This window comes from Brevibacterium atlanticum, assembly GCF_011617245.1.
Taxonomy (GTDB): Bacteria; Actinomycetota; Actinomycetes; order Actinomycetales; family Brevibacteriaceae; genus Brevibacterium; species Brevibacterium atlanticum.
In genome coordinates this window covers 1,220,547-1,242,741 of record NZ_CP050152.1, presented here as the reverse complement: position 1 = coordinate 1,242,741, position 22,195 = coordinate 1,220,547, and the positions used below count along the sequence as shown (strand labels likewise).

Here is a 22,195-nt window from a genome sequence, read left to right as displayed (position 1 = left end):
GTCGCCTCCTGCTTCGCAGACATGTCCATCGTCGGTTCTCTCACGGCCGAGTCTCTAGCGGCCGAGGATCAGACTCATCGCTTCGGCTCGGGAGGCGCTTTCGCGCAGCTGCCCGCGCACGGCCGAGGTGATCGTCGAGGCTCCGGGCTTGCGGACTCCGCGCATCGTCATGCACAGGTGTTCGGCTTCGACGACGACGATGACGCCCTGCGGTTCGAGGTGTTCGACGAGGGCGTCGGCGATCTGCGAGGTCAGGCGCTCTTGGACCTGCGGACGGCGAGCGTAGATCTCGACGAGGCGTGCGAGCTTCGACAGGCCTGTGACCTTGCCCTGCTTGCTCGGGATGTAGCCGATGTGGGCGACGCCGTGGAAGGGAACGAGATGGTGCTCGCACGTCGAGTACAGGTCGATGTCGCGGACGAGGACGAGCTCTTCGTGGCTGATGTCGAAGGTGACGCCGAGGACCTCTGAGGGTTCGCGATGGAGTCCGGCGAAGATCTCCTCATAGGCCCGAGCGACCCGCCCGGGGGTCTCGACGAGTCCTTCGCGGTCGGGGTCCTCACCGACGGCGATGAGGATCTCACGCACGGCAGCGGCGATGCGGTCCTGGTCGACCTTGTTCTCGTGCCCTGCCGGGGGCGCACCGAGACCGGCGGCCGCCCCTTCGATGTCGGCCATCAGATGCTGTTCCCTCTGTCGTCGTTCGGGTTCTGCGGTCCCGGCGGATTCTGCGGCACGTTCGGTCCGCTCACACCCGAGGGCCCGGCTCCGGGAATGTCGGTGGTGTCCACCTCGGCGTCGGTCGAGCCCTCACCTGTGGTCCGGCCGTTCTGCGGGGCCGGCGGATCGATGGGGCCGCGTTCGGACACGGGTCGGTCGTCATGAGCCAGCCACACGTCGCGGACGGGGCGTTTGACGACCGAGGCGAAGATCGCGTCGAGGGCCGCCTGGTCGAGCGTCTCCCGTTCGAGCAGCTGGTAGGCGAGGTCGTCGAGGACCTCGCGGTTGTGGGTCAGCGCCCAGTAGGCGTCGGCGTGGGCGGAGTCGATGAGTCCGCGGACCTCGACGTCGATCGAGGACAGGGTCGAGTCGCCGTATTCGTCGCCGCCGCCGTAGCCGCGTCCGGCGAAGGGCTCGGACTGGTCGTCGCCGATCTTGACCATGCCCAGCTTCTCGCTCATGCCGTACTGGGTGACCATCTTCCGGGCGATGTTCGTCGCCTTCTCGATGTCGTTGCTGGCGCCCGTCGTCGGATCGTGGAAGACGATCTCCTCGGCGACGCGTCCTCCCATCGCGTAGGCGAGTTGGTCGAGCAGCTCATTGCGGGTGGTGGAGTACTTGTCCTCGCTCGGCAGCACCATGGTATAGCCCAGTGCCCGACCGCGTGGGAGGATCGTCACCTTCGTGACCGGGTCGGTCTGGTTCATAGCCGCAGCCACCAGCGCGTGTCCGCCCTCGTGGTAGGCGGTGACGAGGCGTTCCTTGTCATTCATCAGACGGGTCCGCTTCTGCGGGCCGGCGATGACGCGGTCGATGGCTTCGTCGAGGATCCGGTTGTCGATGACCTTCGCGCCTTCACGGGCGGTGAGCAGGGCCGCCTCATTGAGGACGTTGGCGAGGTCCGCACCGGAGAAGCCGGGAGTGCGCTTGGCCACCTGGCCCAGGTCGACCTCGTCGGCCAGCGGCTTGTCGGCGGCGTGGACCTCGAGGATGTGCTTGCGGCCCTTCATGTCCGGGGCTTCGACGGGGATCTGTCGGTCGAAGCGGCCGGGACGCAGCAGGGCCGGGTCGAGGACGTCGGGGCGGTTCGTCGCGGCGATGAGGATGACGTTGGTCTTGACGTCGAAGCCGTCCATCTCGACGAGCAGCTGGTTGAGCGTCTGTTCGCGCTCATCGTGTCCGCCGCCCATGCCGGCGCCGCGCTGGCGGCCGACGGCGTCGATCTCATCGATGAAGATGATGCACGGGGCGTTCGACTTCGCCTGTTCGAAGAGGTCACGGACGCGCGAGGCGCCGACGCCGACGTACATCTCGACGAAGTCGGAGCCGGAGATCGAATAGAACGGCACTCCGGCCTCACCGGCCACGGCCTTCGCCAGCAGGGTCTTACCGGTGCCGGGCTGGCCGTAGAGGAGCACGCCCTTGGGGATCTTCGCACCGACGGCCTTGAACTTCTCAGGTTCGGCGAGGAACTCCTTGATCTCTTCGAGCTCCTCGAGGGCCTCGTCCACACCGGCGACGTCCTTGAACGTGACGTCCGGGTTCTCCTTGTTGACGAGCTTGGCCTTCGATTTGCCGAAGCTCATCATCTTCCCGCCCGACATCTGGGAGATGAGGAACCAGAAGACGATGAAGATGATGACGAACGGGATGAGGGTACCCAGCAGCGACATCAGCCACGACTGTTTGGGCACCTCATCGGTGAAGCCCTTGTCCGGCTTCGCGGAGTCGACAGCCTTGACGACCTGATCGCCGCGCTGTTCGATGTAGAAGAACTGAACCTTCTTGCCGAAGTCCTTGCCGTCGACCTTGTAGTCGTCCTTGAGTGTGAGGTCGACGCGCTGATCTTTGTCGACGATCTTCGCCTGTTCGACCTTGTCGTCTCCCAGCAGCTTCAGACCCTGTTCGGTGTCGATCTGGCTGAAACCGGTCTGACTGAAGAGCAGAGCGCCGATCGACACCACGAGCAGCGCCATGACGATCCAGACCAATGGGCCCCTCGTCGCCTTGTTGAGCAGCGGGCGACGTTTCTTCGACTCGGCCATAAGTCCTCTCAGGAAAAAGATGTGGGCAACCGTTTCAGGTTACCGAGGCTGCCTGGGAACATCCCCCACAGCCTAGTACTTCGCACCAGCACAGCCCGAATCCGGGCGGATCTATTCCGCCGCCTGCCCCAGAAGGCAGTCCGGTTCGCCGCGAGCGTAAAACGGGCTCAGCTGTAGACGTGCTGAGCCAGGGTCGCCACGAAGGGCACGTTGCGGTATTTCTCGGCATAGTCGAGGCCGTAGCCGATGACGAATTCGTTGGGCACGTCGAAGCCGACGTACTTGACGTCGATGTCGACCTTGACGGCCTCGGGCTTGCGCAGCATCGTGCAGATCTCGACGGTCGCGGCACCGCGGGTGCGCAGGTTCTGGACCAGCCAGGACAGGGTCAGGCCGGAGTCGATGATGTCCTCGACGATGAGGACGTGCCGGTCGGTGAGGTCGGTGTCGAGGTCCTTGAGGATGCGCACGACGCCCGATGACTTCGTTCCCGATCCGTAGGAGGACACGGCCATCCAGTCCATCGTCACCGGTGAGTGCAGGGCCCGGGCGAGGTCGGCCATGACCATGACGGCGCCTTTGAGCACACCGACCAAGAGGATGTCTTTGTCTTTGTAGTCTTCATCGATGGCGGCTGCCAGTTCAACGAGTCGTGCGGCTATCTGCTCTTCCGAGACGAGTACCTTGTCGATGTCATTGCCGAGATCGTTGATGTCCACGAGTGTCGATTCTCCTCAGATGGGGGCCTGGAGATTCCATTATGGGTCAGTTTCTCCTCCCGGTGCCACCGGGGTCGCCGTGTGGTTCGAGTTCGTCGTCGACGCTGCCGGGTCCCGCCGAGGCCCAGCCGGTGATTCCCATGAGAGCGGAGACTGCGACCATGAACATCAGCGGCACACTCCAGCCTCCGCTGAAGCCGAGCAGACCACCGACGGCCAGGGGACCGACAGCGGCGAGGACGTAGCCGGTGGACTGCACGAACGCCGAGGTGGTGGCCGTGACGGACACGCTCCTGGTACGGGAGGTGATGAGGGCGAGCGCGGCGGGGAACGCGAATCCCCCGTAGGCGAGGAAGACCGCCCACAGTGCGGGCAGCGTATCGGGAGCCAGCAGCAGGCCGAAATAGCCGGCGACGGCGCTGGCGGCGAAGGAGACGAGGAACGCACGTGGGGCGATGCTGCGGACGATGATCTGCGGGGCGAGGAATCCGCCGGGCAGTCCGCCGAAGGTGACGATGGTGAGCATGATCCCGGCGAGGAACGGGTCGAGGCCGGCGTCGCGGTAGATCTGCGGGACCCAGCCGAACTGGACGTAGGCGTTGGCCGATTGGAGTCCGAAGAACATCGCCATGTAGCGGGCCTTCGGAGAGGCGAAGACAGGGCGCCGAGGCGGCTCGTCCTTCCTCTCCTCACCGTCCTCGGTGCGCTTCTGCCCGGGATCGGGAACCGAACCCAGCAGCTTCAGGACGGTCCAGGTGATGAGAGCTGCCAGTGGGATGACGAGCCAGAAGCCGAGGCCGAAGCGCCAGCTGCCGAACGCCTCGGCGATGGGGGCGGTGAACAGCGACGGCAGCATCGAGCCGAGACCGAGGGAGACGGTGAAGGCCGTGGCCCCGAGCGTGGGACGGTGCGGGAACCGGGTCTTGACGTAGACGGGCAGGATGACGTTGCCGATCGACATTCCGGCCAGCGCGAGGACGGTGAGCAGAGCGAAGAACGTCCACTCCCCGACCACCGCGCGCAGCCCGACGCCGAGGACGATGAGGGCGCAGCTGAGCGCCAGGCTCGCAAACAGCCCGAGTCTCTTCAGCAGGGGCACGGCGATGATGCCGCAGATCGCGAAGACGAGGCCGGGCAGCGCCGTGAGCAGACCTGTCTGCCATTCGGCGAGTGCGAACCCGTCGGTGACCTCGGCCAGCACGGGTCCCAGCGATGAGGCGGCCGGTCGCAGCGAGGCGGCGATGAGGATGAGGCAGGCCAGTGCCAGCACATCGAGTCCGCGCGACCGGCGGAACCCGAGTTCTGGCGAAGTCGTCATGGCCACATCCTTTCAGACGCTTGTTCTCGATCGGCGGCGGGGACGGCGACAGTCCCACGCCGCCTCCGATGGTATACCGTTTTGGCGGAAGAGGAATAGGCTGAGCCCATGACGACTGTGAAGAATGTCCGACTGTTTCCGAGAGTGCCCGAGGCCCCGGCGGTCGATGTCGAAATCTCCGAGGGCCGGTTCTCCGGCTTCTCCCCTGCCGCGCATGATCCGGTCTCTGGGACCGATGTTCCGGTGACCGGGGCCGACCATGAGGTCATCGACGGTGCCGGGCGGATCCTGCTGCCCAGCCTCGGCGATGTCCATGCCCATCTGGATTCGAATCGGATGGGTCAGACCTTCCGACCGCACACCGCCGACGGCACCCTGCACGGCTACATCATGAACGATCGGGAGAACTGGCGGTCCGGTGAGCGCGGTGTCGCCGCTCAGGCTGCCTTTGCGATCGAGAAGATCATCGCTTCGGGTGGGACCCGCATCCGTTCACATGCCCAGGTCGATGCCGACTGCGGGCTTGAGCGCTTCCACGGAGTCAAGGAGGCCCTTACCGCCCACGCCGATGTCCTCGACTTCCAGATCGTGGCCTTCCCACAGGCCGGGGTCGTCGCCGAGCAGGGCGTGCGGGAGCTGCTCGATGCGGCGCTGTCCGAGGGCGCCGATCTCGTCGGCGGACTCGATCCGCTGCTGTATGACCGGGATCCGGTCTCCCACCTCGACGTCGTCTTCGGACTGGCGGAGAAGCACGGCAAGGGCATCGACATCCACCTCCACGAGGCAGGCACGGCGGGACTGTTCTCGCTCGAGGAGATCGCGGCCCGCACCCGGGCGGCCGGCATGGACGGGCAGGTCACGGTCTCCCATGCCTTTGCGCTGAATACGAATCCCGAGTCCGAGGTCGCACGGATCCTCGATGTCCTCGCCGACGCCGGTGTGTCGCTGACGACGGTGGCCCCGGCCAAGGGCACGCTGCCGCAGGCGCTGATCGCTGAGCGTTCCATCGCCCTCGGCCTCGGTGAGGACGGTCAGCGCGACTACTGGAGCCCCTACGGCGACGGCGACCTGCTGCGCCGGACCTGGCAGCTGGCGTTCACGAACAGCTTCCGGCGTGATGCCGATATCGAAGGCTGCCTCGACATCGCCTCCCGCGGAGGTGCCCGGGTGATGGCCGGAGCCCGCCCGGACGGTACGGAGCTGGTCGATGACGAGAGTTTCGGCCTGGCTCCCGGCGCCCCGGCCGACTTCGTTCTCCTCGAAGCCGACACGGTCACCTCGGCGATCATGGACTGCCCGACAGACCGCGACGTTTTCAAAGCGGGCCGGCTCATCGCCTCGGGCGGGCAGCTGCTTGGAACACGACCTGACCGCGGTCGATGACGACCTCGGTGTCGCCGGGCAGCGACAGGCGGCCACGGCGCCGGCTGCGGATGAGGGTCATGAGTTCGGCGACGCGTGCGGCGCCGAGGTTCTGTGCCGGCACCCCGAGGGAGAGCAGCCAGTCGCGGATGACCCTGCCGAGCACTGCGTCGTCGAGGGTTGTGAAGGCGCCCACCGGCACGGAAGCGACGCGAAGGAAGGCGGCCCCCGTCTCCTGGGCGTGGGCGTCGAGGAAATCGGCGTCGGCGCGGCACAGGTCGGCGGTGCGGGCGAGGTTCGCGATGATCGGCTGACCGAGGTCGTTCTCGAGGCCGGCGAGCAGTCGCCGGGCGCGGACGCGGGCGAAGGAGGTGTCGTCGTTCATCGGGTCGTTCCAGACCTCGATGCCCTGCGCGGAGCAGGCGGATTCGGTCTGCGCCCGGTCGAGGCCGAGCAGGGGACGCAGCACTCGGCCGGTGCGCGGGCTCATCCCCGCCAGTGAACGGGTGCCCGAACCGCGCATCAGACCGAGCAGCACGGTCTCGGCCTGGTCGCTGCGGGTGTGGGCGGTGAGGATCCAGTCGGCGCCGGCCGTGTTCCGTGCCTCTTCGAGGGCCGCATAGCGGGCATCGCGGGCGGCGGCTTCGAGTCCTTCTTCTCCGGCGGTGATGGTCACGGTGCGGATCTCGGCGGGCATGCCCCAGGATTCGGCGGTGGCGACGACTCTGCGGGCCACCTCGGCGGACCCGGTCTGGAGTCCGTGGTCGACGGTCACGGCCTGGGCGCGGACCTCGCCGCGCCGGTGGAGGAAGGCGACCGCGTGGAGCAGCGCCATCGAATCGGCTCCCCCGGACACGGCGACGATGACCCCCGGGACGGCATCCGAATCCGACCCGGCGGCGTCCGATTCCACGGACCTCGCCTCGGCCACCCCTGCCCGCACGGCGTTGCGGACGGATCCGCTGGCCGGGTCGAGGGTCGGCCGCCTCGGCGGATGAGGTTCACCCATGGACACGGTCGAGCCAGAGCTGCGGGTGGTGGATCTCGTTCGTCGACGGCAGGTTCGCGGGTTCGGCGTAGATGCGGGAGAAGCCAGTCTGCCCGACCTCGCGGCGCACGGCCCGGACGAACTTCGCGCCGTCGCGGTATTGGGCGAGCTTGAGATCCATGCCCAGCAGATTCGACAGGAACCCGCCCTGTCCTGCGTCCCGGCGGGCTTCGAACTTCCGCCGCAGGCGGCGCACGCTGGGGATCACCCCGGCTCCGACCTCGTCCATGACGACGTCGGCATGACCTTCGAGGAGGGAGAGGATCGCGGTGGCCTCGTCGAGGGCGGCACGCATCTCATCATCGCGGATGAGGTCGACGAGGCTGGCCTCACCCTTGATGATGCGACCGAGAGTGGCGAAGAGGTCGACGATTCCGCCGACGCCGGGCATTGTCACCCGGGTGGACACGACCCCGGAGAGGAGGGTGCGCATGTGGTCGCGCAGCCACGGAGCGGTCGCGAACTGGACCTGGTGGGTGGCTTCGTGGAGGGCCACCCACATGCGGAAGTCGCGCGGGTTCACGCCCATCGCCTCTTCGGCGATGAGCACGGCGGGGGCGACGAACATCAGTCTGCCGGTCTCGACGGCGAAGGGGTCGAACTGTCCGAGCACTCGGGTCGAGAGCAGGGACAGGACCCCGGCAACTTCGACACCGGCGCCCTTGGCTGTGGCCGGGGTGACCGGTGCCGGCAGGGCCGCTTCGTCGACCATGCCGTTGATCGACTGAGCATTGGCCTTGACCCAGCTGACCTGGTCGAGGACGAGCACGGTTCCGGCGGCCAACCGGGTGCGCACCGCATCGGCGTGGTCGGGCTCGAGCAGGAACGAGTCGAGGACGAGGTCCTGCGCGGTGAGCGCATTGTCCTTCATCCCGGTCACGAGCGCATCGAGGTCGTCCGGGTCGGGAACCTTCTTCGCGGCGACGAGCTCACGGGCGGTGCGGGCGGCGAACTTCTCATCGACGATCATCGGCAGCCGCAATCCGCGAGGGAGGTGACGATGTCGTCCACGGTCTTTCTGGCTTCCAGGATCTTGTCCTTGTCCACGTCGTCGATCTGGATGGAGAACACGAGATAGCGTCCTTCCGCGTCGAGCACGCCTCCGGCCAAGGAGGTCACGGTTGAGAGCGTGCCGGTCTTCGCGTGCACGATACCCGCGGCGTTCTTCTCATCGAGGAAGCGATCGTGCAGGGTGCCGGTGAGTCCGCCGACCGGAAAATAGCTGATGAGGCCGGCGAGGGAATCATCGGCGACGACCGAGGCCTGCAGGACGGTGGTGAGATCGTGCGGGGCGATCCGATTGTCATAGGACAGCCCCGAGGTGTCCACGAGGTGCGTGCGACCGAGGTCGACGGTCTCGTCCAGTGCGGAGAGCACCGCCTTCGGCCCTTCGGTGAGGCTGCCGTCCTGCCCCTCGGCGATGGCGACTTCGTTGCCGAGCACCTCGGCGACGACGTTGTCGCTGTGGACGAGCGCGTACTCAACGATCTCGGAGATCGTCGCCGACTCGACCCGGGCGAGCTCGGTGCCGTTCGCATCGTCAGTGCCATCGGTGCTGCCTGCCGAGTCGCCTCCCGACTCCCCTGCGGAGTCCTCGTCCTTGCCGCCGTCCCCCTCGCCCACGTCGATGCCGGCCCGCTTCAGTTCCTTCGCGAACGCGGAGCGCGCATCCTCGGCCGGGTGTTCGCTGCGGGCACGCCATTCGCGGTCCTTCGACCCGATGTAGCCGGTATCGATCATCAGCGGTTGGATGGGGGTGATGACTCCCTTGGCGATGTCCGCCCGCTCCCACCCGGAAGAGAAGTCCTCGCCGGTGTAGCGGCTCGTATCCAGGTTCAGCGTCACCTCGGTGACATCGTCGTCCTTGAGCGCAGCCGCGGTGTCCTCGGCAAGGGTGCGCAGCCCGCCGTGCCCGTTGACCGAGGCCGGGTCGGAGTCTCCCGCCGAGAGCAGCGGATCGCCTCCCCCGGTCAGGGTCAGGGTGTCGGTGGACTCGTCGAAGTTCGTCGTCGTGGCCAGGCGGTTCTGCCCGCCGATGGATTTCAGCGCCGCGGCCGCGGTGAACACCTTCGTCACCGAGGCGGGTGTGCGCGGTGTCGTCTCGTCCTTCGCGTACAGCACGTCATCGCTCAGCCCGTCACGGACCTCGAGGCCGAATCCCTTGACCTTCGCATCCTTGAGGATGGCGTCGACCGTCTTCGGAACCGTCGTCGGCACGGGGGCGGAGTCATCCACCGCCGAGGCGGGGGCGGGCACGTCCTTCGCCTGCGCCTGCGGAGTGGGGACGGTCTGGACCTCGATCTGCGGATCCGTGGTGAGGAAACCGGGCAGGTCGGGGACGAGATCGTAGGCGTCGACGGCCACATACCCGCCGAGGAGGAGGACGAGGACTCCGGCGGTGATGCCTGCGGCTTTGCCCCGCCGGCGTGTCCGCTGCGTGCGATCCGCGCGTGGGGATTCGGGGTCCGTCGACTTCGGTACCTCCGGCTCATCGGGAGTGTCGTTCAAACGCGTTCTCATTCCTCGGCGACCGCGATCCGGCCGCCGTCGGTGGACGTGACGGGGACTTGTACCATCTATTCTAGTGATGCACCCCAACCGTGAAGGAGCACTATGGAACTGTTGGCCACAATCGAGATCCCGCGCGGATCCCGCAACAAGTACGAGGTCGATCACGAGACCGGTCGGGTGAAGCTCGACCGCTACCTCTTCACCTCGATGCAGTACCCCGCCGACTACGGCTTCATCGAAGACACCCTCGGCAACGACGGCGACCCGCTCGACGTGCTCGTGCTGCTGCCCGAGCCCCTGTTCCCCGGTGTGCTCGTCGACGTCCGCCCCATCGGCATGTTCCAGATGGAGGACGAAGCCGGCGGCGATGACAAGGTCCTCGCCGTGCCCGCCGGTGACCCCCGCTGGGATTCCTACACCGACATCTCGGATGTGGACAAGTTCACCCTCGACTCGATCGAGCACTTCTTCACCCGGTACAAGGATCTCGAGCCCGGCAAGTTCGTCAAGGGTTCGAACTGGGTCGGCCGTGAGGCTGCCGAAGCCGAGGTCAACGCCTCGATCGAACGCTTCAAGGCAGAGGGCCACTGAGCCTGCGCCCTCGTCGTTCTCAGGACTCGACCGCCCGGATGATCTCATCCGGGCGGTCGTGTGTCTGTGCACAGTGACCGCGGTCACGATTTCTTAGGTCACCCTAAGGGGCAGTGTGAGCCAGGTTATGCCATCGTCGAGTCATGAAACTCGATCATGTGTCATACGCCAGTGAACCTGACGGCTACCGTGCAACGGCCGAGCGGATCTCGGCGAAGCTCGGAGTGGTTCCCTACGACGGCGGTGTGCATCCACGTTTCGGCACCAGAAACCTCATCTTCCCCCTCGCGAACGGTCACTATCTCGAAGTCGTCGAAGCCTTGGAACATCCGGCCGCTCTGTCCACACCGTTCGGCCAGGCCGTGCGGGCTCGTTCCGAGCTCGGCGGCGGTTGGATGGGCTGGTGCGTTTCGGTCGATGATCTCGCCGAAGTCGAAGCCCGCCTCGAGCGCAAGGCCGTCGACGGCAACCGCACACCGGAGTCCGGTCTCGAACTCAGGTGGCTGCAGATCGGAGTCAAGGGGCTCATCGCCGATCCCCAGCTTCCGTTCTTCATCAAGTGGTCCGCCGATTCCTCCCAGCATCCGTCGACCTACAAGACCAACAGCGAAGTCGCCATCGACACCCTGCAGATCGCCGGGGATCGTGACCGTCTGCGCGACTGGCTGGGCACCGAGGATGCCAAACCGATCCCGGAGATCCACATCGACTGGTCCGCGCCCCACGGGACGCCGGGCATCATGTCGGTGAGCTTCGAGACGAAGAACGGCCCCACCACGATCTGAGGCGCTTCAGCGCCGAGACAACGCCGGAGCGCCGAGACCACTGCGCACACACAGTGGTCTCGGCGCTCCGGCGTTGTCTCGATCCCTGTCAGACTCCTCGGCGGGTCTCGGTCCCCGAGGGTCAGTCGCCGGCGGTCTCCTCGGTCGGGCCTTCCGCGGCCACGGGTTCGGCCGCCTCTCCGTTCTTACGGCGCATGTGAGCGGCCGTGGCCATCGCACCGCCGACGGCGAGCAGCCCGGCACCGCCGCCGAGCAGCGGCAGAGTGCTGTCGGTTCCCGTCCACGGCAGGTCTCCGCCGTCAGCACCCGAACCCCCGGAGCCACCAGAGCCCGAGCCACCGGAACCGCCGGACCCTGACCCGCCGGAGCCGGAGCCGCCGTCGCTGCCGGCGCTCGATGCCGCACCGGCTGCGGCGGCATCCTTCGCTCCGTCCTGGGATCCTGCAGTCGAACCGGAGCTGTCGGCATCCGTTCCGGTCGTGTTCCCGCCGGCATCAGCATTCTCGCCACCGCCGTCACCGTCGGCACCGCCGTCATCGTCACCGGAGTCGCCGCCGTCGGCATCGGCGTCCTGGTCCTTGGGCGGCTCCGTCGGATCGGGGGCCGAACCTCCGTCGCCCTTGATCACCTGGACGACAGTCGGACGCGGCAGGGCGGCCAGTCCTGCCTCGACATCGGTCGCGTCCACGTAGTCGGGGAACTGCGAGTGCTGATCGGACCATTCGCCGTCCTCCCCCGGGTGCTGGACGGCGACGAACGCCGAGTCGTACTCATCGTGGACGAGTGGCCCGCAGACCTCGGCCTCACGCGGCACGGAGAGGAACTGTTCGACGCGTCCGCGGTTCTCGCCGTCGATGGTCACCTTGAACAGCCCATCGCAGTAGCCGATGCCGTCGGGGGCACCGTCAGTGGAGATCCACAGGTTGCCCGCGGTGTCGAAGGCGACGTTGTCGGGACAGGAGATCGGCGAGACCTGGTCGGCGGGGAAGCCCGAGAAGTAGGTGGCGTCTCCCTGCTTCGGGTCGCCGCAGACGATGAGCAGGGTCCAGTCGAACTCGGTGCCGGTGTGGTCGCCGGAGCGTTCGGTGATCTCGACGATGTGGCCGTCGCGATTCTCGGTGCGCGGGTTCGCCTCATCGGCGCCGGCTTTTCCCTCGGCTCCGCGATCGGAGTTGTTCGTGCAGGCGACGTAGATCCGGCCGTTGACCGGGTTGGGTTCGACGTCTTCACAGCGATCCATCTTCGTCGGCCCCACCTTGTCCGCAGCCAGCCGAGTGTTGACGAGGACCTCCTCGACGGAGAAACCCGAGACCTGCGACTTGCCGTCCTTGATCAGCGGCAGCCACTGACCGCTGCCGTCGAATTCACCGTCGGAGGGCACGTCTCCGCTGCCGTCGATCTCGGACCTCGGCGAGTTGCCGGTGAACTTCGCGACGTAGAGGTCGCCCTCGGTGAGCAGGGTCTTGTTGTGCTCCCGATCGCCCTCGACATAGGTGTCCTTCGACACGAATTTGTACAGGTAGTCGAACTTCTCGTCATCACCCATATACGCCACGGCGTGGCCCGAGTCGGAGATCGTGATGTTCGCGCCTTCGTGCTTGAACCGGCCCATGTTCGTGTGCTTGCGCGGAGTCGACTTCGGGTCCCAGGGGTCGACCTCGACGATCCAGCCGAACCGGTTCGTCTCGTTCGCATAGCCGGCGTTGTTCGTGTCGAAGCGGTCGACGTCGGCTTCCCAGCCGTTGGCCGATTCCTCGTTGCTCAACCCGTAGCGCTGGTCAGCCGCCGAGGTGCCCGGAGTTCTGAAATAGGAGTTGAAGTTCTCCTCGCCGGAGACCAGGGTCCCCCACGGGGTCAGTCCGCCCGAGCAGTTGCCCAGCGTGCCCTGAACCTTGTCGCCGCCTGGGTAGTCCTTCGTCCGCAGCAGGTCGGAACCGGCTGCGGGGCCGGTGAACTCGTATTCGGTGTCGATGAGGAAGCGCCGGTTCTTCTGCCCGTTGACGTCGACTGTCCACGCGGATCTCTCGTCCTTGCGGATCAGCTCGGCCACGGTCAGTCCGTGGGCTTCGCGACTGATCGCCCGCTGGTCCGCGGCGGCCATGTCGGTCGGGTACATGATGGCGTCGTTCGTGTACTCCTGGTTCGAGAACAGCACCGCCCGGTTCGGGTCGCCGTCGTCGACCTGGATCGACAGGAAGTCGTTGTTGTAACCGAACTGGCGGCGCTGCGACTCGGGGCTCTGCTTCTCCGGGTCGAACTTCGGCGAGTCCGGGAACAACGGGTCGCCCCACCGCACGATCGGGTGCCATGAATAGCCTTCGGGAACGACGAATTCGTCGACCTCGTGCTGGACCGGGTCGATGGCGTCGAAGGTCAGGGTGCCAGCGGCAACGGCAGCGGCTGCCGCGCCGCGAGCAGTCGGACTCGGGGCCGAGGTCACGGCGATCGCAAGGGCTCCGGCGGCCGAGGCCCCGAGGACCGCTCGACGGCTGAGCTTCGCGCTCACGATGTCCCGGAAGTATCCGTTCGACGAAGTGTTGCAGGTGGCCTTGAGGCAGGCGTTGTCGCATTTCAGGGCGCAGGTCACGGGACTGCGTTTGCCTCGCACATGGTCGGCCATCGGCAGCAGGGTTCTCATCGGATGTCTCCTCGTTTCTGGTTGTTCCACCCGGCGCCTGCAGCGGAGGAGGCTCGACACCGGTCGGCTCACCCGATCGACCCTCCCACCGACACCTGTCGCGGACCCTACCCGGCAATGAACGCGAGGTGAATGCCCGGTGGTCAGCCGAGGTCGACGAGGCTGAGCACGCCCGGGGTGAGGAAGCCGACGGCATCGATGATGAAGTGCGCCCACACCAGCGGCATCAGTCGGCCCTTGCGCAGGTAGTACCAGCCGAAGATGAGGCCCATGGCGACGTTGCCGAGGAACGGGCCGATGCCTTGGTAGAGGTGGTAGCTGGCGCGGAAGAGCGCGAGGCCGATGATGATCGTCCACGGCCCATAGCGAAGCTGCCGCAGCCGCTGCGCTCCGAAGCCGAAGATGAGCACCTCTTCGAGGATCCCGTTCTTCGCGGCGGCGAGGACGAGCACCGGGAGGGTCCACCAATGGTCGCCGAGGTTGGCCGGCTGCACCTCGGCGGTGATCCCGAGTGCCCTGCCGCCCGCATACACCCCGAGCGTGCCGATGCCGATGAGGAGGAAGATGAGGGTCCCGTGCCCGAGGTCTCTCGCTCGGTGGCCGTCGACGCCCAGACGTGTGCTCAGGCGGGGCTGAGCGTGGTCGCCGGTGAGCAGGTAGAGGGCGAGCAGCACCGGCACCAGCGTGAACCCGATGTCGAGGAGTTGGTAGATGAGATCGAAGCCGGGCCGCGGTGACAGTGAGGTGTTCAGCTTCGCCTGCGCCTCGCTGATCGGGCCGCGGGTGGCGATGTCGGCCAGTCGGACGATCGCATAGATCGCGGACTGGCCCAGCGACAGGGCCGCAACGAGTCCGAGCTCGAACCACAGGCGCTTCTTCTCCCGCGGTCCGAGCTCGGTCGTCATGGACTCAACTGTAACCGGGTCGGCTCAGTGTTTGGGTTCGCTGCCCCCGTCGGTGTCGCGGGGCGGCGAGCTGCGCAGCGTGAAGTCGGTGTCCGACTCGGGCTCGCCGCCGTGCCGCGGTCGGTGCTCCCCCACTTCGGCAGAGCCGTCGTGATCGACGTCAGCTTCCGATGACCGCGTCGACGACGAGCCGTCGGAGGGTCGCTCGGTCGGGGCGGCCTCGGCGGATTCGTCCGACCTCACCGAGGTGGCCGTGCCCGAGGATCCGGACGACGAGCTCTCCGCGGCCCGCGCTTCGGCGGCGTCGAGGACCTCTCCGCGGGCCATGTTCTTCACGTGCTTCTTCTCGGCACGACGCTCCTTGACCCCTTCGAGCAGGAGGTAGAGCACGGGCACGAGGATGAGGGTGAGCAGCGTCGAGCTGACGAGTCCGCCGATGACGACGATCGCCAGCGGCTTCGAGATGAACACTCCCCCGCCGGTCAGGCCCAGAGCCATCGGCAGCAGTGCGAAGATCGTCGCCGCCGCGGTCATGAGGATCGGGCGGTAACGCAGCCTGGCACCGTGGACGACGGCGGTGCGCAGATCGACCCCGCGCAGTCGGAAGTGGTTGATGAGGTCGATGAGCACGATCGCATTCGTGACCACGATGCCGATGAGCATGAGCAGACCGATCATCGACGTCAGCCCCAGCGGGGTGTCGGTGATGAGCGAGAGCGCCACCGATCCGGTCGCCGCGAACGGGATCGAGACCAGCAGGATCAGCGGCTGCAGCAGCGACTTGAACGTGGCGACCATGATGACGAAGACGATGAGGATCGCCGCGAGCATCGCCAGTCCCAGCTGCGAGAACGCTTCGTTCTGCTCCTGAGTGGCACCGCCGGTGTCGACGGACACCGAATCGGGCAGGTCCACCTCGTCGAGGGCAGACTGCACGTCGGTCGACACCGCACCGAGGTCATCACCCTCCGGGGTCACCGACACAGTGGTCGAACGCTGCGAATCCGTGTGGCGGATCGTCGGGGCAGTCTTGACCTCTTTGACGTCGGCGACGTCGTCGAGCTTGATGAACCGCGGCTCCGAGGTCACGGGCGCACCGGCATTCGGGTCACCGGCCGCCCCGGCACCGCCCGCCGCACCCGCGCCACCGGCAGCACCGCCACCGGCCGCGCCCGCGCCGGCATCGCCGCCGCCAGCACCACCGGCCGCACCGGCGTCGCCTCCGCCTGCGCCACCAGCCTCGCCTCCGCCAGCGCCGCCAGCCGCGCCGCCCGCGTCACCAGCGGCGCCGCCCGTGTCACCAGCGCCACCAGCGGCCGCACCGCCGGCTGCACCCGCGCGACCTGCGGCAGCTGTCTCCTTCGGCTTGCCGGGAATCTTGAGATCCCGGAGCTTCTTCACAGTGTCGGCGTTGCGGTCGAAGAGCAGCACCGAATGGGAGACATCGTCGATGACGACCTCGCCGATCTGCTGACCGTGCATGGCACGTTGGACGTACTGGCCGATGGCGGCCTCGGTGAGGTTCTCCTCCGCGGCCTTCTTGTGATCGACCTTGACCTCGATGACGGGCTGGACCGCCTCGATGTCACTCGTCACCGACTGGGCACCGGAGACGCCGTCGAGCTTGTCGGTGACCGTCTTCGTCGCGTCCTCGAGCTCCTCGGGATCCGAGGCCGTGAGCGTGACGTCGATCGTCTGCGCGCCGGGGGTCGAGCTCTGGCTCTGGATTTCGACGTCGCCGGCGCCTTCGAGATCGTCGAACTGCTTCTGCAGGGTCGATGAGATCGACTGCGCCGAGACTCCGGATTTCGTATTGACGATGTACGTGCCGGTGAGCGAGGAGTCGTCGGTGAACCCGAAGGTCGTCCCGCCCAGCGACAGCTGATAGTTCTCGATATCGGACTCGTCGGCGAGGATGTCCTCGACCTTCTCCGCCTGCTTCGAGGCCTCGTCGAGGTCCGTTCCAGGATCGAAGGTCTGCGAGACCTGCAGGGAGTCCTGTCCGGTGTCGCCGAACAGTTCGGTCTTCAGCTGCGGGATCATCGCCCCGGTCCCGGCCAGGACGAGCACGGCGATGAGGATCATGATGATCGGATGCTTCGTCGAGAAGGAGATCGCCGGCATGTAGGTCTTCTGCAGACGGGTGACCGGGGAATGCATTCCGGCGAGTTCGTCGACGGCTTCCGTTTCGTCCTCGGTCTCGCCGTAGCGCGGACTGTCGGCGGCCACTCCGGCGGCGCGGGCGCCCCCGGCTCCGGCGCCCGCAGCACCGGCGGCACCGGCGTCGTCGTGGGCGGTGGTGTCTTCGGACTCGGCACCGGCGGCGACGATGTCGCGCTTCTTCTCCGCCTTCTTCGCGGTCTTCTTCTCCGACCTCCACGTCGAGAGCATCGATCTGCGGTTGGCTCGGATCTCCTTCTTCTCCGCACGCGTGAGCTTGACCTTGGCCTCACGCTGTCGCAGGAACCAGTACGCGAGGACGGGCACGATCGTCAGTGCCACGAACAGCGAGGACAGCAGCGCGATCGTTGCGGTCAGGGCGAAGGGCCGGAACATCTCCCCGGTCTGCCCGGTGACGAATGCCAGCGGCAGGAACACCGCCACCGTGGTCAGGGTCGATGCCGTGATCGCACCGGCCACCTCGGACACGGCGGCGAGGATGTTGGAGAACTTGTCCCCTCCCGAGGCGTGTCTGCGCCTGATCGCCTCGATGACGACGATGGAGTCGTCGACGACGCGGCCGACGGAGATCGTCAGCGCCCCGAGGGTGAGCATGTTGAGCGTCTCGCCGCCCATCCACAGACCGACCATCGCGATGAGCAGGGACAGCGGGATCGAGATCGCAGTGATGATCGTCGCCCGCACCGAGAGCAGGAAGACGAGGATGACGAGCACAGCGAAGAGCAGACCGAGGCCGCCCTCGTTGAGCAGGTCGTGGATGGACTGTTCGATGAAGGGCGCCTGGTCGAAGGCGGAGACGAACTTCGTGTTGTCGCCGACCATCTTCTCGAGCTCGGGCAGCTTGTCGGCCACCGCGTGCGAGACATCGACGGTGTTCGCATCGGATTCCTTCATCACCGACACCGACAGCGAGGGCTGCCCGTTGGTGCGTGAGATCGATTCGACGGGTTCGTCGACGAGCTTGACGTCGGCGATGTCCGAGAGCGTGATCGGGCCGTCCTCGCCGCTGACGACGAGGTCCTTGATCGCATCGACCGAGCGGATGCGGGTGCCGACCTCGACCGGGGCCGAGCCGTCATCTCCCTTGAGTTCGCCCGCCGAGGTGGGGACGCCGTTGGACTGGAGGATGCCGGCCACTTCGTCGAGACTGGCTCCTTCGTCCTCGAGGTCGTCGCGGCGGATCGTGATCTCGACCTGTTTGGTCTTCGCCCCGGAGATCTGGACCTGGGAGACGCCGTCGATCTTCTTCAGTTCGGGTTCGACGATGTCGTCGAGGTTCGCGGCGAGTCTGTCCTCGTCGGCATCGGAGGTCACCGACAGAGCGAGCACCGGGATGTCATCGGTGCCCATCATGTTCACGTTCGGTTCGACCCCGTCGGGCAGGGACGGCTGAACCTGCGAGACAGCGCGCTGCAGTGCCCGCACGACGTCGTCGGAGTCGTCGCCGTACTTCGTGCTCACCGTGATCTGAGCACTGCCGGCCGAGGACGTCGAGGTCATGTCCTCGACCTCGGGCAGTGCCGTCAGCGCACCCTCGAGCGGATCCGTGACTTCGGATTCGACCGCCTCGGGGGTGGCGCCTTCATAGGAGGCGGTGACCGTGGCCTGCGGATTCTCCAGGGAGGGGAACAGTTCTTGTTTGAGAGCCCCGGCACCGATGACACCGAAGATGACGGCGACGACGGAGATGAGCGCGATGAGCGCCCGGTTCTTCAGGCTCAGGCGGGTCAGGAAACTCACATGGGGACTTTCTCTTCGGGGGTACATGACGGCAGGCACACCGCCAGACCCATCCTAGTGAGAGTCGCAGCAATGGAACATGAGGATAACCTGAATTCGCAGCATCCGACCCGCCGGCAGCAGGCCCCTTCGATCACCGGCTTGGTGAACCTGCAGCAGCTTGGTCCCTGCACCGAGCCGGTGCAGGTTCACCGAGCTGTAGCCGCCGTGCGCGGGAGTATTACCCGGCCGAAGCCACAGCTCGGGGTCGGGTCTCGCGGCCGAAGAACCACAGTCCCGCGGCGATGATGCCGAGGACGCCGGTGAGCAGGAACGCCCACGAGTAGTCGAAGTGGTCGACGACGGCTCCGGCGATGACGGGACCGAGGATGGCACCGCCGTCGAGGGCCATCTGGTAGCGGGCGAGCACCCGCCCGCCCTTCCGGTCGCGGCCGATGACGTCGGCGACCGTGGCCTGCTGGGCGGGGTTGGCCAGACCGGATCCGATGCCGGCGATGACGGAGAAGACGAAGAACAGCCAGATGGCATCGGTGAAGGCCAGGGCCGCGGTCGTCACGCCGAGGACGAACAGGCCCCATTGGATGAAGGGCTTGCGACCGACCGTGTCAGCGAAGCGACCGACGATGGTCACGGCCGAGGCGTTGCCGATGGCGAACATCGTCAGCGCCAGACCCGCAACGGCGGTGTCGGCACGCAGCGCCTGGATCGCGAAGAGCGGGTAGATCGCCACGCGGATGCCCATCGCCGACCAGCCCTGGACGAAGGCGGAGATGAGTGCCGAGCGGTAGGCGGAGTCCTTCCAGGCCTCGCGGAAGGACATGACTTCCTGCTGCTTCTCGTTCTTCTCCGCCTCCAGGCGGGCTCGTCCGGACTTCGTCGAGGATCCGAAGGCTGCGGTCGAGGCGAGGAAGATGCGCACGACGATGGCGGCGACCAGCAGCCCGACGGCATAGATGATGAAGGGGATGCGCATCCTCCACCCGGCCATGGCACCGCCGAGCACGGGGCCGGCGATGTTGCCGACGAGGAACGCGGTGGCATACGTCGACGACGCCTTCGCACGGGCGTCGATGGGGGCGAGCCGGACGATGAGCGCCATCGCGGAGACGCTGAACATCGTCGAACCGATGCCGCCGAGGCCGCGGAAGATCAGCAGCTGCCAGTAGTTCTGCGCGAAGGCCACGGCCGCCGTGGAGGCGGCGACGATGAGGAGTCCGGTGATGTAGATGCGGCGTTCGCCGAAGGCATCGACGAGGCGGCCCGACGAGGGTGAGAAGACGAACCGGAAGAACGCGAAGGAGGAGACGACGATGGTCGCGGCGGTGACGCCGAAGTCGAAGCTCGCCGCGAACTGGGGAAGGACTGGGGCGATGATTCCATAGCCCAGTGCGACGATGAACGCGGCCGCGACGAGGACGTAGATCTCTTTCGGCAGACGACGGGATTCCGCCTCGTCGTGGGTGCCGACGTTCTCACTCCGGGTCACAGGGTATCGAGGAACTGTTCGGGCTTCGGCAGCGGTCGGGTGCTCGCGGCCAGTCGCTGACGGTAGCGTTCAGGCACCGCACCGATGTAGAACCAGCCCATGAGGAGTTCGTTCTCCCCCAGCCGATGGAGGCTCCGGACGGGTTCCGAGTTCGTCAGCGTGCCCGAACGCCACATCACTCCCCACCCGGCCTGCCACAGGGCGAGTTCGAGGAGGTGTCCGGCACCGGCGGCGGTGGCGTGCTGCTCCCATTCGGGGACCTTGTCGTGCTTGGTCGGTGAGGCGATGAGGGCGAGGAGGAGTTCGGCTCGCAGCGGCTTCCCATTGATCTCGCCGGGCTTCCGGTGGACCCCGGCGGCCTCGTCGAGGGCTGCGCCGAGGCGGATCCGGTCGTCCCCGCGGAGGATGAGGAAGCGCCAGGGGCGCAGTCCCTTGTGATCGGCGACCGAGGAGACGCTGCGGATGAGCTCGAGCAGATCGGAGTCGTTCGGGGTCTCCGGGTCGACCTTCGAGATCGACCGGCGGGTACTCAGGGCGTAGAGGACGGGATCGGCGACGATGTCGATCGTCGAGGGAACCGAGTAGTCCGGCCCACGGCGGGAGGACTCGCCCGAGGCGGGGCGCTCGTCCGCGGCGGCCGCCTCGGCGGACTGCGGCGTCGCCCCGTCCGCAGCGGGACGGGCGTTCTTCATGTCCTCGGCGGCGAGGTTCTTCGCCCAGGGGCCGGTGTTGCCGTCGAGGAAATGGGCGCGGACACGGTCCCTCGTCACCTGACAGGCATCATCGTCCCTGCCGCCGGATCTTCGGCACTTCTTGGACTTGTGCTTCTTGCCCTTCTTATCGCTGCCCATCAGCTCACCCATTCGGCGAATTCGGCGCGGGCGCGGCTCAGCTTCGGGTCGATGATGACACGGCAGTACCCGTTGTCGGGGTTCGCGGTGTAGAAGTCCTGGTGGACAGCCTCGGCGGGGTAGAACGTGCCGAGGGGTTCGAGGGTGGTCACGATCGGTGAGTCGAAGAGCGTCTGCGCGGATTCGATGGCGGCGGCGAAGCGGGCCTTCTCCTCCTCGTCGCGGTAGAACATCGCCGAGCGGTACTGGGTGCCGACGTCATAGCCCTGACGGTTGAGGCTCGTGGGGTCGTGCCCGGTGAAGAAGAGTCCGAGGATGACCTCTTCGGGCACGATCTCGGCGTCGAAGGTCACCTGCAGTGCCTCGGCGTGGCCGGTGGTCCCGGAGCAGACCTCGCGGTAGCCGGGGTTATCGGTGTGTCCGCCGGTGTATCCGGAGATCACGTCGGTGACTCCGGTGGTCCGCTGGTAGACGGCGTCGAGGCACCAGAAGCAGCCGGCGCCGAGGGTGAGAGTTCGGAGATCGCTCATAACTCGTATAACGATGACGGATTCAGGTTATTCCCGCAACGAGGCGGCCCCACCGACACGGCGAACCTCACATCACCATGCCGCTGGGCAGGGAGAAGCCGAGTTCGGCCGCGGCCTTCTGCGTCGAGGGCTGATGCCAGAACTTCGCCACCGAAACGTTCGTCGCCAGCGACCGCATCTCGGCCTTGTCGAGGAACAGGATTCCGGACAGATGGTCGGTCTCATGCGCGACGATGCGGGCGGACCAGCCGGTGACCGCCTCGGCGATGGGACCTCCCCTGAGGTCGGTTCCGGTCAGTTCGATCTCCCGGGGCCTGGCGACGACGGCCTGGTAGCCGGGGATCGACAGGCAGCCTTCATAGAAGGCGACGTCCTCCGCGCTCGCCCGGGAATAAGCTGCGTTGAGGACGACGCGCAGGGGCATGGGCTCGCGCTGCCGGACCTCGGCGACCTCGGGATCCCGGGCACCCGGGTCCTCGGCGACGAACATCGACAGGCTCACCCCCACCTGCGGTCCGGCCAGGCCGACTCCGGGTGCGGCGAGCATGGTCGCACGCATCACCTCGGCGAGGCGGGCGAGCTCTGCATCGTCGACCTGCCCGTCGAAGGGTCGGGTCTCGGTGCGCAGCACCGGGTCACCGGCCTCGACGATGGGTGCGGTCCCATCCCCCGCCTCGGCGGCGGTGAGAACGGCACGGATCTGGGCGGCGATGGTCGCATCGGCCTCGTTCAACTTCGGAGTCCTTCCGTGGATCAGTGCGCGTC

At 66.8% G+C, this 22,195-nt stretch carries 17 protein-coding genes; 3 read left to right on the top strand and 14 right to left on the bottom strand.

The genetic code is table 11. The features are described 5' to 3' along the window. Positions 1–54: 54 nt before the first annotated feature. The 4 genes from folE to GUY23_RS05330 all read right to left on the bottom strand — a co-directional run bounded on the left by folE (position 55) and on the right by GUY23_RS05330 (position 4,802). On the bottom strand, positions 55–678 hold the full coding sequence (gene folE / locus GUY23_RS05345; RefSeq protein ID WP_166970390.1) for a GTP cyclohydrolase I FolE: 624 nt from the start codon (positions 676–678) through the stop codon (positions 55–57). After that, positions 678–2,765 (bottom strand): ATP-dependent zinc metalloprotease FtsH, encoded by a 2,088-nt coding sequence (gene ftsH, locus GUY23_RS05340; protein ID WP_166970388.1) that lies wholly within the window; start codon positions 2,763–2,765, stop codon positions 678–680. Before ftsH ends, folE begins: the two co-directional genes overlap by 1 nt. A 167-nt stretch (positions 2,766–2,932) precedes the next feature. Further along, positions 2,933–3,484: a hypoxanthine phosphoribosyltransferase gene (gene hpt / locus GUY23_RS05335; protein ID WP_166970386.1), complete on the bottom strand. Its 552-nt coding sequence runs from the start codon at positions 3,482–3,484 to the stop codon at positions 2,933–2,935. A 46-nt stretch (positions 3,485–3,530) separates the two neighbouring features. After that, positions 3,531–4,802, bottom strand: a complete 1,272-nt coding sequence (locus GUY23_RS05330; RefSeq protein ID WP_166970384.1) for an MFS transporter — start codon at positions 4,800–4,802, stop codon at positions 3,531–3,533. Between the two features lie 108 nt (positions 4,803–4,910). On the opposite strand from GUY23_RS05330, the gene GUY23_RS05325 reads away from it, so the two are divergent. After that, positions 4,911–6,185 (top strand): amidohydrolase family protein, encoded by a 1,275-nt coding sequence (locus tag GUY23_RS05325; RefSeq protein WP_166970382.1) that lies wholly within the window; start codon positions 4,911–4,913, stop codon positions 6,183–6,185. On the opposite strand, the gene tilS is transcribed toward GUY23_RS05325, so the two are convergent. The 3 genes from tilS to dacB are packed head-to-tail and all read right to left on the bottom strand — an operon-like array spanning position 6,133 to position 9,720. After that, positions 6,133–7,173 (bottom strand): tRNA lysidine(34) synthetase TilS, encoded by a 1,041-nt coding sequence (gene tilS, locus GUY23_RS05320; protein WP_166970380.1) that lies wholly within the window; start codon positions 7,171–7,173, stop codon positions 6,133–6,135. The genes GUY23_RS05325 and tilS overlap by 53 nt on opposite strands. Then, positions 7,166–8,182 (bottom strand): zinc-dependent metalloprotease, encoded by a 1,017-nt coding sequence (locus GUY23_RS05315; RefSeq protein ID WP_166970377.1) that lies wholly within the window; start codon positions 8,180–8,182, stop codon positions 7,166–7,168. Before GUY23_RS05315 ends, tilS begins: the two co-directional genes overlap by 8 nt. After that, positions 8,179–9,720, bottom strand: a complete 1,542-nt coding sequence (gene dacB, locus GUY23_RS05310; protein ID WP_228282749.1) for a D-alanyl-D-alanine carboxypeptidase/D-alanyl-D-alanine endopeptidase — start codon at positions 9,718–9,720, stop codon at positions 8,179–8,181. The genes GUY23_RS05315 and dacB overlap by 4 nt, the downstream gene beginning before the upstream one ends. 105 nt (positions 9,721–9,825) lie before the next feature. Between dacB and GUY23_RS05305 the strand changes: the two genes are divergently transcribed. Further along, entirely contained in the window at positions 9,826–10,314 is a 489-nt protein-coding gene (locus GUY23_RS05305; protein ID WP_166970373.1) for an inorganic diphosphatase, read from the top strand. A 143-nt stretch (positions 10,315–10,457) separates the two neighbouring features. After that, positions 10,458–11,099: a VOC family protein gene (locus tag GUY23_RS05300; RefSeq protein WP_166970371.1), complete on the top strand. Its 642-nt coding sequence runs from the start codon at positions 10,458–10,460 to the stop codon at positions 11,097–11,099. A 121-nt stretch (positions 11,100–11,220) separates the two neighbouring features. On the opposite strand, the gene GUY23_RS05295 is transcribed toward GUY23_RS05300, so the two are convergent. From GUY23_RS05295 to GUY23_RS05265, 7 genes are all read right to left on the bottom strand, one after another. Further along, the gene (locus GUY23_RS05295) at positions 11,221–13,737 is read right to left on the bottom strand and encodes a PhoX family protein (protein WP_166970369.1); all 2,517 of its coding nucleotides are present in this window, start codon (positions 13,735–13,737) and stop codon (positions 11,221–11,223) included. Between the two features lie 143 nt (positions 13,738–13,880). Further along, entirely contained in the window at positions 13,881–14,642 is a 762-nt protein-coding gene (locus GUY23_RS05290) for a CPBP family intramembrane glutamic endopeptidase (RefSeq protein ID WP_166970367.1), read from the bottom strand. A 24-nt stretch (positions 14,643–14,666) separates the two neighbouring features. Further along, the gene (locus GUY23_RS05285; RefSeq protein ID WP_228282748.1) at positions 14,667–18,563 is read right to left on the bottom strand and encodes an efflux RND transporter permease subunit; all 3,897 of its coding nucleotides are present in this window, start codon (positions 18,561–18,563) and stop codon (positions 14,667–14,669) included. A gap of 220 nt (positions 18,564–18,783) precedes the next feature. Beyond that, positions 18,784–20,049, bottom strand: a complete 1,266-nt coding sequence (locus tag GUY23_RS05280; protein ID WP_228282747.1) for an MFS transporter — start codon at positions 20,047–20,049, stop codon at positions 18,784–18,786. Beyond that, positions 20,046–20,912, bottom strand: coding sequence for a nitroreductase family protein (locus tag GUY23_RS05275; RefSeq protein WP_228282746.1), 867 nt, complete (start codon positions 20,910–20,912; stop codon positions 20,046–20,048). Before GUY23_RS05275 ends, GUY23_RS05280 begins: the two co-directional genes overlap by 4 nt. Then, positions 20,900–21,430 carry a peptide-methionine (S)-S-oxide reductase MsrA gene (msrA, locus tag GUY23_RS05270; protein ID WP_166970365.1) on the bottom strand — a complete coding sequence of 177 codons (531 nt, stop codon included), beginning with the start codon at positions 21,428–21,430 and terminating at the stop codon, positions 20,900–20,902. Before msrA ends, GUY23_RS05275 begins: the two co-directional genes overlap by 13 nt. Before the next feature lie 67 nt (positions 21,431–21,497). After that, a complete protein-coding gene (locus tag GUY23_RS05265) occupies positions 21,498–22,163 on the bottom strand; it encodes a peptide deformylase (RefSeq protein WP_166970363.1) in 666 nt (221 codons plus the stop codon). Between the last annotated feature and the right edge of the window lie 32 nt (positions 22,164–22,195).